13 protein-coding genes are annotated in these 12,657 nt (G+C 72.0%); all 13 read left to right on the top strand.

Annotation, left to right across the window (positions count from 1 at the left end):
• Nucleotides 1–7 precede the first annotated feature (7 nt).
• The 13 genes from GD748_RS01205 (at nucleotide 8) to GD748_RS01145 (ending at nucleotide 12,634) form a co-directional block, all read left to right on the top strand.
• Nucleotides 8–1,564 carry a tripartite tricarboxylate transporter permease gene (locus tag GD748_RS01205; protein ID WP_152193382.1) on the top strand — a complete coding sequence of 519 codons (1,557 nt, stop codon included), beginning with the start codon at nucleotides 8–10 and terminating at the stop codon, nucleotides 1,562–1,564.
• A 1-nt stretch (nucleotide 1,565) separates the two neighbouring features.
• Nucleotides 1,566–2,033, top strand: a complete 468-nt coding sequence (locus GD748_RS01200) for a tripartite tricarboxylate transporter TctB family protein (protein ID WP_152193381.1) — start codon at nucleotides 1,566–1,568, stop codon at nucleotides 2,031–2,033.
• A gap of 81 nt (nucleotides 2,034–2,114) precedes the next feature.
• Nucleotides 2,115–3,191 (top strand): tartrate dehydrogenase, encoded by a 1,077-nt coding sequence (locus GD748_RS01195; protein ID WP_152193380.1) that lies wholly within the window; start codon nucleotides 2,115–2,117, stop codon nucleotides 3,189–3,191.
• Complete coding sequence (locus GD748_RS01190; RefSeq protein WP_152193379.1) at nucleotides 3,188–4,354, top strand: mandelate racemase/muconate lactonizing enzyme family protein; 1,167 nt, start codon at nucleotides 3,188–3,190, stop codon at nucleotides 4,352–4,354. Before GD748_RS01195 ends, GD748_RS01190 begins: the two co-directional genes overlap by 4 nt.
• Nucleotides 4,355–4,359: 5 nt before the next feature.
• Nucleotides 4,360–5,130 (top strand): sulfite exporter TauE/SafE family protein, encoded by a 771-nt coding sequence (locus GD748_RS01185; RefSeq protein ID WP_152193378.1) that lies wholly within the window; start codon nucleotides 4,360–4,362, stop codon nucleotides 5,128–5,130.
• A 56-nt stretch (nucleotides 5,131–5,186) separates the two neighbouring features.
• On the top strand, nucleotides 5,187–5,636 hold the full coding sequence (locus GD748_RS01180) for a MarR family winged helix-turn-helix transcriptional regulator (RefSeq protein WP_152193377.1): 450 nt from the start codon (nucleotides 5,187–5,189) through the stop codon (nucleotides 5,634–5,636).
• Nucleotides 5,633–6,985 carry an MFS transporter gene (locus tag GD748_RS01175; protein WP_152193376.1) on the top strand — a complete coding sequence of 451 codons (1,353 nt, stop codon included), beginning with the start codon at nucleotides 5,633–5,635 and terminating at the stop codon, nucleotides 6,983–6,985. Before GD748_RS01180 ends, GD748_RS01175 begins: the two co-directional genes overlap by 4 nt.
• Before the next feature lie 179 nt (nucleotides 6,986–7,164).
• Nucleotides 7,165–7,704: a hypothetical protein gene (locus GD748_RS01170; protein ID WP_152193375.1), complete on the top strand. Its 540-nt coding sequence runs from the start codon at nucleotides 7,165–7,167 to the stop codon at nucleotides 7,702–7,704.
• Nucleotides 7,701–8,930 carry an Nramp family divalent metal transporter gene (locus GD748_RS01165; RefSeq protein ID WP_152193374.1) on the top strand — a complete coding sequence of 410 codons (1,230 nt, stop codon included), beginning with the start codon at nucleotides 7,701–7,703 and terminating at the stop codon, nucleotides 8,928–8,930. The genes GD748_RS01170 and GD748_RS01165 overlap by 4 nt, the downstream gene beginning before the upstream one ends.
• Nucleotides 8,927–9,406: a hypothetical protein gene (locus GD748_RS01160; protein ID WP_152193373.1), complete on the top strand. Its 480-nt coding sequence runs from the start codon at nucleotides 8,927–8,929 to the stop codon at nucleotides 9,404–9,406. Before GD748_RS01165 ends, GD748_RS01160 begins: the two co-directional genes overlap by 4 nt.
• Nucleotides 9,393–9,722 (top strand): PRC-barrel domain-containing protein, encoded by a 330-nt coding sequence (locus tag GD748_RS01155; RefSeq protein ID WP_152193372.1) that lies wholly within the window; start codon nucleotides 9,393–9,395, stop codon nucleotides 9,720–9,722. The genes GD748_RS01160 and GD748_RS01155 overlap by 14 nt, the downstream gene beginning before the upstream one ends.
• A 25-nt stretch (nucleotides 9,723–9,747) precedes the next feature.
• The gene (locus tag GD748_RS01150; protein ID WP_152193371.1) at nucleotides 9,748–10,503 is read left to right on the top strand and encodes a ZIP family metal transporter; all 756 of its coding nucleotides are present in this window, start codon (nucleotides 9,748–9,750) and stop codon (nucleotides 10,501–10,503) included.
• 166 nt (nucleotides 10,504–10,669) lie between these two features.
• Nucleotides 10,670–12,634 (top strand): LTA synthase family protein, encoded by a 1,965-nt coding sequence (locus GD748_RS01145; protein ID WP_152193370.1) that lies wholly within the window; start codon nucleotides 10,670–10,672, stop codon nucleotides 12,632–12,634.
• Nucleotides 12,635–12,657 lie beyond the last annotated feature (23 nt).

Raw genomic sequence — 12,657 nt, 5'->3', positions numbered from 1 at the left:
ACCACCCATGTTCGAACTCCTCGGCAGCGGCGTCCTGGCCAACCTCGCCCCGTCCATGCTCCTGCTCGTCCTCGTCGGCACCGCGGCCGGCATGGCCATCGGCGCGATGCCCGGCCTGAGCGCGACGATGGGCCTGGCCCTCCTCGTCCCGTTCACCTTCGTGATGGACCCCACCCGGGCCCTCGTCCTTCTCGGCGCCTTCTACATGGGCGCCATCTACGGCGGCTCGTTCACCGCCATCCTCGTCAACGCCCCAGGTACCCCCTCGTCGGTCGCCACGGCGCTCGAGGGGTACCAGATGACCAAGAAGGGCAAGAGCGAGCTCGCCATCGTCGGTGCCACGTTCGGCTCCCTCGTCGGCGGCATCGTCGGCGTCGTCGCCCTGATCTTCCTCGCCCCGCCGCTGGCGGAGTTCTCGCTGCGCTTCGGTCCCCAGGAGTACTTCTGGGTCGCGATCTTCGGGCTCACGATCATCATCTCGATGGCGTCGGGCTCGCTGCTCAAGGGCCTCATCGGCGGCGTCATCGGTCTGCTGCTCGCCACCGTCGGCATCGCCCCGGTCGGCGGCGAGGTCCGGTTCACCTTCGGCGAGCCGATGCTGCAGGGCGGCGTCCCGCTCGTCCCCGCGATGGTCGGCCTGTTCACGATCCCCGAGGTCATCCGCCTCGTCGCCCGCAAGGGGCGCGGCGACGCGGAGCTGATCGACGGGCGCGAGCACCGCGAGAGCCTCGGGTCGATGGTGCGGCAGATCTTCTCCAAGCCGGTCAACCTGATCCGGTCGAGCATCATCGGCACGGTCGTCGGTATCCTGCCGGGCGCCGGCGGCAGCGTCGCGAACCTCGTCGCCTACAGCGAGGCCAAGCGCTCCTCCAAGCACCCGGAGACCTACGGCAAGGGTGAGATCGACGGCGTCGTCGCCGCCGAGTCCGCGAACAACGCCACCGTCGGCGGCGGGATGATCCCGACCCTGACGATCGGCGTCCCCGGCACCCCGCCGGACGCCATCATCATCGGGGTGCTCCTCCTGCACGGGCTGCGTCCCGGGGCAGAGCTGTTCAGCACCTCGGGCGACCTCGTCTACACGTTCATCATCGCCCTGGCCGTCTCCGCCGTGATGATGGTCCCGGTCGGCCTCATCGGCGGGCGCGCCCTCCAGCGCGGCGTCGTCGCCATGCCGGCCCGCTACCTCGCGCCGGGCATCACGGTGCTGACCATCGTCGGGGCCTACGCGGTGCGCAACTCCGTCGTGGACGTCTTCATCATGCTCGTGCTCGGCGTGCTCGCCTACTTCCTCTCCCTCGCGGGGATCAGCTCGGCGCCTATCGTGCTCGGCCTCATCCTGGGCTCGATCGCCGAGACCGGGCTCGTCCAGGGCCTGCTCACGGCGCAGGGCGAGGCGCAGCCGTGGCTGACCTTCTTCACCCGGCCGCTCAGCCTCGTCCTCATCGCGATGACGCTGATCTCGCTGCTGTGGCCGCTCGTGCGGCAGTGGCGGCAGCGGCGCTCGACCTCCGAGGAGAAGACGCCCGAGGAGCTCCTCGCCGAGACCCTGAGGAAGGACTGACATGGCCGCACCTGCCACCACAGCCGACAAGATCAACGTCGCCGTCGGCGCCCTCACCATCGCCGTCGCCGGCGTCTTCTGGGTCCAGCGCAGCTACACCACCCAGTACGGCGGGACGTTCCCCGATCCCGTCATCATCGTGCTCGCCCTCCTCGGAGCGGTCCTCCTCGTCCTCGGGCTGACCCGCAAGGCGGTCGGCCAGGGGACCGAGGAGGAGGAGCGGATGCCCGTGCGCGGGCTCCTGATCGCCGTGGTCCTCCTCGCCGCGTGGGTCGCCGCCCTGCCGTACCTGGGATACCTGGTCGGCGGCGTCATCTTCTTCGCCCTCATGGCGGTGCTGATGCGCACCGGGCGGCCGAGCCTGCGCGGCCTCCTCCTCGACGTCGTCATCGCCGTCGCCGTCGTGGCGTTCTTCTACGTGATCTTCACCGAGGTGCTGTACGTGCGCCTGCCCGAGCTCGCGTTCTGAGCGACCCAGACCAGACCTCCAGCACAGATATGCCGGACTTCCCCGGCGTCCCCACCGACTCCCCGAGGAGACGCACCCGACATGAACAGGTACCGGATCGCCACGATCCCCGGTGACGGCATCGGCAACGAGGTGGTGCCGGCCGCCCAGCAGGTCCTCGAGCGGGCCGGCAGCCACTTCGGCATCACGCTCGAGTGGAACGAGCTCGAGTGGTCGTGCGAGTACTACGCCCGCACCGGCAGGATGATGCCGGCGAACGGGCTGGACACCCTCGCCGAGCACGACCAGATCTTCCTCGGTGCCGTCGGCTACCCGGGGGTGCCGGACCACGTCTCGCTGTGGGGCCTGCTCATCCCGATCCGCCGGGCGTTCCGGCAGTACGTCAACCTCCGGCCGGTCACGCTCCTGCCTGGCATCGACAGCCCGCTGCGCGCGGTCCCCGAGGGCGGCATCGACTTCGTCGTCGTCCGGGAGAACAACGAGGGCGAGTACTCCGAGGTCGGCGGGCGGATGTACCGCGGCACCCCGGACGAGCTCGCCGTCCAGGAGGCGGTGTTCACCCGGCGGGGGATCGAGCGGGTCATGCGCTACGCGTTCGACCTCGCCGGGCGCCGCGCCGGCCGGCTCGCCTCGGCGACGAAGTCCAACGGCATCATCCACTCGATGCCGTTCTGGGACGAGATCTTCCGCGAGCTCGGCTCCGAGCACCCGGGCGTGGAGACGAGCGAGTACCACATCGACGCCCTCGCGGCCCTGTTCGTGCTCGACCCCGCCCGGTTCGACGTCGTCGTCGCCTCGAACCTCTTCGGCGACATCCTCACCGACCTCGGCGCCGCCATCATCGGCAGCATCGGGATCGCCCCCTCGGCGAACCTCAACCCCGAGGGCGACTTCCCCTCGATGTTCGAGCCGGTCCACGGCTCCGCGCCGGACATCGCCGGCACCGGCCGGGCCAACCCGCTCGGGCAGGTCTGGGCCGGGGCGATGATGCTCGAGCACCTCGGTCATGCCGACGCCGCCGACGCGGTCATGGGTGCCGTCTCCCACGTCCTCGCCGAGACCGGGGTCCGCACGCCCGACCTGGGCGGGACGGCCTCCACGAGCGAGGTCACCGACGAGCTGCTGACCGCCCTGGAGACAGAGGTGGCCGACCGATGAGGATCGTCGACATCCGGGAGCGGACCTTCCCGATCAGCTCCCCGATCCGCAACGCCTACATCGACTTCTCCAAGATGACGCTCAGCCTCGTCGCCGTCGTCACCGACGTCGTCCGGGACGGCAGGCCGGTCGTGGGGTACGGCTTCAACTCCAACGGCCGCTACGGGCAGGGGACGATGATGCGCGAGCGCTTCGTCCCGCGCGTCCTCGAGGCGGAGCCGACGAGCCTGCTCGACGAGACCGGGGACAACATCGACCCGGCCGCGGTGTGGGCGGCGATGATGACCAACGAGAAGCCCGGCGGGCACGGCGAGCGCTCGGTCGCCGTCGGGACGATCGACATGGCCGTGTGGGACGCCGTCGCCAAGATCGAGGGCAAGCCGCTGTTCCAGCTGCTCGCCGAGCGGTACGGCGACGGCGAGCCGGACCGGCGGATCTTCGTCTACGCCGCCGGCGGCTACTACTACCCGGGCCAGGACCTCGGCGCGCTGCAGGACGAGATGCGCAGCTACACCGACCGCGGGTACACGGTGGTCAAGAAGAAGATCGGCGGTGCCGGCCTCGACGCCGACCGCCGCCGGATCGAGGTCGTGCTCGACGTCCTCGAGCCCGGCCAGCGCCTGGCCGTCGACGCTAACGGCCGGTTCGACCGCGACACCGCGCTGGCCTACGCCGACGCGCTCGCCCAGTACGACCTGTTCTGGTACGAGGAGCCCGGCGACCCGCTCGACTTCGAGCTCCAGGCCGAGGTCGCGGCGGCCTACGACAAGCCCCTGGCCACCGGCGAGGACCTGTTCTCCATGCAGGACGCGCGCAACCTCATCCGCTACGGCGGCCTGCGCCGGGACAAGGACTGGCTGCAGTTCGACTGTGCCCTGAGCTACGGCCTCGTCGAGTACCTGCGCACGCTCGACATGCTCCGCGAGCACGACTGGTCGCCGAGGCGCTGCATCCCGCACGGGGGGCACCAGATGTCGCTGAACATCGCCGCGGGCCTCGGCCTCGGCGGCAACGAGTCCTACCCGGACCTGTTCCAGCCGTTCGGGGGGTTCCCCGACGGCGTGGAGGTCGCCGGCGGGTACATCACCATGCCCGACCTGCCCGGCATCGGGTTCGAGGGCAAGTGCGACCTCTACAGGCTCATGGCCGACCTGGCCGGCTGAGCCCGGTGGAGGCCGGCGAGCTCGTCGTCGTCGTGGCCGCGGTCCTGCTCGGGTGCCTGCTGCAACGCACGAGCGGGATGGGGACCGGGCTGGTCGTCTCACCGACCCTCGTGCTGGCGATCGGGCCGGTCACCGGGGTGGTGCTCACCAACATCACCACGATGGTCTCGGCGCTGCTGATGACGATCGCCGTGCGCGCCGACATCGACCGGGGCCGGCTGGTGCGGATCGCCCCGGTCGTCGTCCTCGGGTCCGTGCCGGCGGCCCTGGTCGTCCGGGCGGTCGAGCCGGGCTGGCTCGAGGTCATCATCGGGGCGGTCCTGCTGCTCGCGCTGGGCGGCTCCGGGCTCGTGCGGGACATGCCGGACCTCCCGGCGACCCCGGCGGGCCTGTTCGCGGGGGTGGCGGGCGGGTTCCTCAACACGGCCGTCGGCGTCGCCGCGCCGGCCATGCTCGTCTACGCCCGTGCGACCCGGTGGGCGCAGCGCTCCTTCGCCGCCACGCTGCAGCCGATCTTCCTCACCATGGGGTCGATGTCGCTCCTGTCGAAGTGGGCGCTCGGCGCCACCGGCCCGGGCGGCCTGCCGTCCTGGCCGGTGATCGCCGTCGTCGTGGGGACGGTGCCGGTCGGGGTCCTCCTCGGCGGGCGGGTCGCCCGCCACGTCACGGCGACGGCGGCCCGGCGGACCGCCGTCGTCGTCGTCTCGATCGGTGCCGCGGGCACCCTCGTGCGCGGCGTCGTGCAGGTCCTGCAGTCCGGCGCCGGGGGTGCCTGACGCCACACTGTTACCTGTAGTAATTAGCATTGCTAATGAGTTATGCTAACGACCGTATGACTGAGACTGCCACGACCCCGCCCCGCGCCGAGCGCCGCCCCGATCTCGCGACCAACCTGCGCATCGCCGTGCTGCGCCTGTCCCGCAAGCTGCGGAACGAGTCCGCCTACTCCGTCACCGAGGCGCAGCACTCCGTGATCTCGGCGCTCGTGCACCTGGGCCCGATGAGCCCGGGCGAGCTCGCCGAGCGCGACCACGTCCAGCGCCCCTCGATGACGCGCACCGTGGCCGCGCTCGAGGAGCTCGGCCTGGTCACCCGGCAGGCGAACCCGGACGACAAGCGCCACGTCGTCGTCGCCGCGACGGACGAGGCCCGTGAGCTGGTCAAGGAGATCAAGCGCCGGCGCAACGCGTGGCTGAACAAGGGCCTGGCACGGCTGACCCCCGCGGAGCGCGAGGTCGTCGCCCAGGCGGCCGTGATCCTGCGACGGATGGTGGAGGAATGAGCCGTACCTTCTACTCGCTGCGGTACTTCAACTACCGCCTGTGGTTCATCGGGGCGCTCGTGGCCAACGTCGGCACGTGGATGCAGCGCGTCGCCCAGGACTGGCTCGTGCTGGCCATCCTGCCCGACGGCTCGGGCTTCGCCGTCGGCATCGTCACCGGCCTGCAGTTCCTGCCGATGCTCCTGCTCAGCCCGTACGCCGGGCTGCTCGCCGACCGGCTCGACCGGCGCAAGCTGCTCATCGCGACCCAGGGCTCGATGGGTGTGCTGGCCGCCGCGCTGGGTGCGCTCGTGCTCCTCGACGCGGCCGAGCTGTGGCACGTCTACATCTTCGCGTTCCTGCTCGGGGTCGTCGCCGCCGTCGACTCGCCCGTGCGCCAGACCTTCGTGGCGGAGATGGTGCCCGCCGGGGACCTGCCCAACGCCGTCGGGCTGAACTCCACCTCGTTCAACGCCGCCCGCCTGATCGGGCCCGGCGTGGCCGGCCTGCTCATCGCCGCCGTCGGGCCGGGCTGGATCTTCATCATCAACGCGGTCTCGTTCGGCGCGACGATCTTCTCCCTCACCCTCATGCGCACCCGCGAGCTGCACGAGATGCCGCACACGGCCCGCGGCAAGGGCCAGGTGCGCGAGGGCATCGCGTACGTGCGACGGCGCAGCGACATCCTCATCATCCTGGTGGTCGTCGGCGTGGTCGGGGCCTTCGGCCTGAACTTCCAGCTCACCTCCGCCGTCATGGCCGCCGACGCCTTCGGCAAGGGCGCGGGGGAGTACGGCGTCCTCGGCTCGATCCTGGCGATCGGGTCGCTGACCGGCGCCCTCCTCGCCGCCCGGCGCAAGCACCCGCGGGTCCGTCTCGTGGTCGGTGCGGCGCTGGCGTTCGGCGTCGCGATGGGCGTCCAGGCGGTGATGCCCACCTACGAGCTGTACGCGGTCATGTGCATCCCCGTCGGGCTGTTCTCGCTGACCATGATGACGGCGGCCAACACCACCGTGCAGATGTCCACCGAGCCCGCCATGCGCGGGCGCGTGATGAGCCTGTACATGATGGTCTTCCTCGGGACCACGCCCCTCGGCGCGCCGATCGTGGGCTGGATCGCGGAGGCCTGGGGCCCGCGCTGGTCCGTCGGGGTCGGCGCGATCGCCTCGGTCCTGGTCGCCGTCGTGGCCGCGGTGTGGGCCAAGCGCTCCTGGCACGTGCGGGTGCACTACTCGCTTCTGCACCGCCCGCACTTCGTCCTCGACGGACCCACCGAGCGGCACGCCCGGGAGGCGGTGCGCATGGAGCGGGAGAACGCCAAGGCCACGCTCGCCGCCCAGGAGGCACGGCAGGGCAGCGAGACGGCATGACGGCGACGGCGACACCTCGCCACCGCCGGCGCTGACCAGAGCTTCGCACCCGCCGCCTCCGTGCGGTGCCGACGTACGTCGTGATGCAGCTTCTCCGGTGAGAGGCCGGGGACGATCGGCGGGGCGGGCCGAGCGGATGTGGCGCGCGTGCACCCGCCGCCGGGTGGACACTGTCCGACGTGGGTTGCCCTGGAGCTGGGGAGGCCCCGACCGGGACAGGCCCGCGGCCGGGAACGACCCGGCCGTGCCGGCGGCCCGGGCAGGCCCGCGCGGCCCGACGACGGCTCGTCGTCCATCTGCTGGGGAGCCTCGCGCTGCTGGCCGGGTGCGCGAACCCGGGCGGCCTGGACGGGCACCTGTCCCAGGCCGCCGCCCAGGCCGCGTCCGCCGCCGCCAGCGCCTCGCTCGGGCTGGACCTGTACCTCAAGGGACGCACGAGCGCCACGGTCGCGGACATCACGTTCGTCGACATGGCCCGCGAGGCCTCGACCGCCGAGGACGCGGCCACCCAGCAGGTCGTCGCGAACCCGGACGAGCTCGCCAGGCGTGATGACGTCGCGGAGGCCATCGCGACGGCGGCCGAGACGATCGGGCGCGCCCGCGCCCTGGTGTCCGGTGCCGTGCCCCGGGACGAGGGCGACGGTCTCGTCGACGACCTGCTCGCCCAGGCGGACGCGCTCGCCACCACGGCCGACCACCTCGAGGAGGCGGCCGGATGAAGCGCGTCCTCGGGGTCGCGCTCGGCGTCCTCACCGCCATCGGGGGCTTCCTCGACATCGGGGACCTGGTCACCAACGCCGTCGTCGGCTCCCGGTTCGGGCTGTCGCTGGCGTGGGTGGTCGTCGTCGGCGTCGTCGGCATCTGCGTCTTCGCCGAGATGGCCGGGCGCGTGGCCGCGGTGAGCGGCCGGGCCACGTTCGAGATCATCCGGGAACGGCTCAGCCCCCGGATGGCGCTGGCCAACCTGGGTGCCTCCTTCCTCATCAACCTGCTCACGCTGACCGCCGAGGTGGGCGGTATCGCGCTTGCCCTCCAGCTCGCCAGCGACGTCCATCCGCGTCTGTGGATCCCGGTCGCCGCCCTCGCCGTCTGGCTGGTGGTCTGGCGGGTGAAGTTCTCCGTGCTGGAGAACGTCACCGGCCTGGTCGGGCTCACCCTCGTGGTCTTCGCGGTCGCGCTGTTCCTGCTCGGACCCGACTGGTCGGCCCTGGCGCGCGACGCCCTGCAGCCGGCGGTGCCCGCCGCCGAGCCGGTGCCGACCTACTGGTACTACGCGATCGCGCTCTTCGGCGCGGCGATGACGCCGTACGAGGTGTTCTTCTTCTCCTCCGGCGCCGTGGAGGAGAAGTGGTCCGTGCAGGACCTCGGGCAGGAGCGCCTCAACGTCCTCGTCGGCTTCCCTCTCGGCGGGATCCTGTCGATCGCCATCGCCGCGTGCGCCGCCGTCGTCCTCCTGCCACTCGGGATCGAGGTGACCTCCCTGTCCGAGGTGGTCGGCCCGGTGGCCCTGGCCGGGGGCAAGCTCGCCCTCGCCGTCGTGATCATCGGGATCGTCGCCGCCACCTTCGGTGCGGCGCTCGAGACGGCGCTGTCCGGCGGGTACACCATCGCCCAGTTCTTCGGCTGGTCCTGGGGAAAGTTCCGCCGACCGGCCCAGGCGGCCCGGTTCCACCTCGTGGTGATCGTCTCGCTGCTCGTGGGGGTCGGGGTGCTCATGACCGGGGTGGACCCGGTCAAGGTGACCGAGTACTCGGTGGTGTTCTCCGCCGTCGCGCTGCCGCTGACCTACCTGCCCATCCTCGTCGTCGCCAACGACCCCCAGTACATGGGCGAGCACGTCAACGGCAAGGTCCTGAACGGGGTCGGCATGGTCTACCTGGTCATCATCCTGCTCGCCTCGGTGAGCGCGATCCCGCTGATGTTCGTCACGGGGGCGGGCGCATGAGCGCCGGGCTCGACGGCGAGCGTCTCCCGTCCGCCCCGCTCCCCGGCGGGCAGGTCCTCGACGCCCGCCTCCACCTGCTCGACCGGCAGGTGCTGGACGTCGACGGCGTACCGGTCACCACCGTCGACGACATCGACGTCGCCGGCATCGAGGTCAACGAGGGGACGCGGTGGCAAGGCAGGGCCACCGCGGCGGGTGGGGCGACGGCGCCGGCCGGTGGGGCCGAGCCGGCCGGCCGGACCGAGCCGCCGCACATCGCCGCGCTGCTGACCGGGCCGGTGCTGGGGGCGCGCATCTTCGGCGGCCGCCCGCCGCGCAGCCGGTGGGTCGCGATCCGGTGGGCCGACGTGCGCGACGTGGGGATCGTGGTCAGCCTCGCAGTGCGCGGCGAGGGCCTCGAGGCGACCTGGCAGGAGCGGTGGTTCCGTGACCACGTGATCGGTCGGATCCCGGGGGCAGGTCATGCTCCTGACTGAGCTCCTCGAGCTGCCGGTGCACGCCGACGACGGCGCGCGGCTCGGCTACGTCAACGACGTCCGGTTCGTCCTCGCCGGGCCGCCGGACGGCCGGCTCGCCCGGGCCGAGCTCTACGGCCTGGTCGTCAGCCCCCACCGACGGGGGTCCTTCCTGGGGTACGAGCGTCACGACGTCGACGCACCGGCCCTGATCAACGTCTTCCTCCGCCGCCGCCATGCCGGCTCCGTCCTGGTGCTGTGGACGGACGTGGTCGGCCTCGGTCCCGACGGCGTGCGACTCGCCGACGGGGCCAGACGGTACGACGCGGCGCTGTGACCATGATCTCGACAGGCGGCGCACCGTGACGGCGGTCCTCGAGGCCGGCGGGTGGGGCCTGCTCGGCGGCGCTGCACTCGTCGTCGGTGCGTCGGTCGGCTGGTTCGTCCGGGTCCCCGCCAGGGTGACCGCTAGCGTGATGGCCTTCGGTGCGGGCGTGCTGATCTCGGCGCTCGCCTTCGACCTCGTGCTGGAGGCCGCGGACGGCGGTGGGCTGATCGCGACGCTGCTCGGGTTCCTCGGCGGCGCGGTCGCCTACATGCTCGCGAACGCGGTCCTCGCGCGCCGCGGCGCGCGCCACCGCAAGCGTTCGCAGGAGCAGCAGCCCTCCGAGGCGGACCAGAGCGGCAGCGGCCTCGCCATCGCCGTCGGGGCGCTGCTCGACGGCGTCCCGGAGTCGGTCGTCCTCGGCGCCAGCCTCCTCGGCGGCGGCGGGGTCTCTGTCGCGGTCGTCGCGGCGGTCTTCATCTCCAACCTCCCCGAGGGGCTCTCCAGCGCCGTGGGCATGAAGAACGCCGGGCGCAGCGCCGGCTACGTCTTCGGGGTGTGGGGCGCCATCGCGATCGCGAGCGGCCTGGCAGCGGCCGCGGGCTACGGACTCCTCGGTGCCGCGTCACCCGAGGTGGTCGCCGCCATCACGGCGGTGGCCGCCGGCGCCATCCTCACCATGGTCGCCGACACGATGATCCCCGAGGCTTTCGAGAGGGCGCACTCCGCCACCGGGCTCATCGCCGCGGCCGGCTTCCTCGTCGCGTTCACGATCAACCGGCTGGGGTCCTGACCCTGCCGGGCCGGCACCCGAGCGCGCGGCAGATGACGGCGCGACCGCGCCTCTTCCCGGTGACCACGCCGGCACCTCGGGTAACGTAGGTCCGCCCGGTTTCACCGATCGCGGCTGTGCGGAACGGACCGCGCGGCCGGATCCTTCTCGTACAGAACGGCCCTGAATGCCCGAGACGACCGCACTGACGCTCGAACCGTCGGCACCGAGCGAGGCTGCCGTCCTGCCGGTCGAGGCTCCGGGCGGTCCATCGCCGGCCAGGAGCGTGCGGCGGGCCGTCCTTCTCCTGGCCTCCACGGCGGTCGTCGCGGTCGTCGTCGCGTACGGGCTGGAGTGGGCCCACGCCCTGAACGACCCGTGGCTGCCGACGGCCGAGCGACTGGCCCTGATGAACCGTGAGCTCTTCGCCCTAGGCGCGCTCGTGGTGTGGGCCGTGCTCGTGCTGCTCCTCGCGCTGACCGGCCGGCTGTGGATCGCCGTCTCGACGACGGTCGCCGTGGCCGCCGTCATCGGGTTCGCGGACCACCAGAAGATGCAGATCCGCGGTGAGCCGCTGTACCCCTCGGACGCGGGCTACCTCGGCCAGCTGGGTCTGCTCGTCGAGTCGGTGGGAACGGGACGTGCCCTGGCGCTCGCGGGCGCCGTCGTCCTCCTACCGGTGCTCGCATGGGCGATCGTGGCCCTGGTCCGACGGCTGAGGCCCGCCGCCGCGCCGCGCCCGCGTCGTCGCTACCGGTACGCGCTGCGCGCCGCGGCCGGTCTGCTCGCCGGCGCGGTGCTGGTCTCGGCGTCGAGCTTCAACCAGCCCGGCAGCGTGCTCCGAGGCGCCTACGACGACGCCGGGGCCACGTGGGCCCCGTGGAACCAGAGGGAGAACTACGCCGAGAACACGTTCATCGGCGGCCTGCTCTACAACCTGCCCGCGCCGCCGCCCGCACGCCCGGCGGGCTACGGCGAGGCGCGCATGGCCGAGCTCGCCGCTGAGTACCGCGCCCTCGCCGAGACGGTCAACGCCAGCCGGGACCCGTCGGCGCTGGACGACACCAACGTGGTCGTCGTCCTCTCGGAGAGCTTCTCCGACCCGGCCCGGATGCGGGGTGTGGACCTGGCGAGGGACCCCATCCCGTTCACCCGCGACCTCATGAGCCGGACGACGTCGGGCACGATGCTCAGCTCCGGGTTCGGCGGCGGCACCTCCAACGTCGAGTTCGAGGTCCTGACCGGCATGGCCGTGCGCAACTTCGGTCCGCAGCTCCACACGCCCTTCCAGATGCTGCTGCCCCGGTACGAGGAGTTCCCGTCGTTCGTGTCCGCGCTCGGCGAGCCCGGACGCGCGACCGCGACGGTGCACCCGTACCACGCCAACTTCTACCGGCGCGACGCCGTGTACCCCGCGCTCGGGTTCGCCGCCAGCACGTTCCTGCCGCAGATGAGCCACGCGGACCGCATCGGCAACGACACGCACGTCTCGGACAGCTCGACGTTCCGCGAGGTCGTCGACGAGCTGCGGGCCTCGGACCGCCCGCTGCTGCTCAACGTCGTCACGATGCAGAACCACGGGCCCATGACGGACAACTACAGCGACCCGATCGGCGTCGCGGGCCCGTTCAGCGACGCGGCGGCGGGGCGGCTGGGGCAGTACCTGCGCGGCCTCGAGCACAGCGACGAGGCGCTCGCCGAGCTCGTCGGTGAGCTCGAGGCGATGGACGAGCGCACCATCGTGCTCGTCTACGGCGACCACCTGCCCGCGACGTGGCCGGACTCGGTCCTGAACGCCAACGGGGCGACGGCGCGGTACGAGACGCCCTGGTTCGTCTACGCCAACTTCGAGACCGAGAAGATCGAGACCGGCGGTCCGCTCGGCCCGACGTTCCTCCTCGACCGGCTGCTGGCGACGGCCGACGCGCCGGTGACGCCGTACAGCGCCCTGCTGGGCGCACTCTCGCAGGAGGTGGCGGCGCTCGAGCCGCAGATGATGCTCGGGCCCGGCGGGAAGCCGGTACTCGAGGAGGATCTCTCGGCCCGGGCGGCAGAGCTCCTGGCCGACTACCGGATGGTCCAGTACGACCTGTCGGTGGGGGAGCGGTACGCCGTCGAGGAGATGTTCGAGGTGCCCGGCGCGGACAGCTGATCTCTCACGAGACGTCACCGTCT

It is taken from the genome of Georgenia subflava (genome assembly GCF_009193155.1).
Lineage (GTDB): Bacteria > Actinomycetota > Actinomycetes > Actinomycetales > Actinomycetaceae > Georgenia > Georgenia subflava.
The sequence above is the reverse complement of the archived record's forward strand: the minus strand, read 5'-3'. Positions and strand labels throughout refer to the sequence as shown.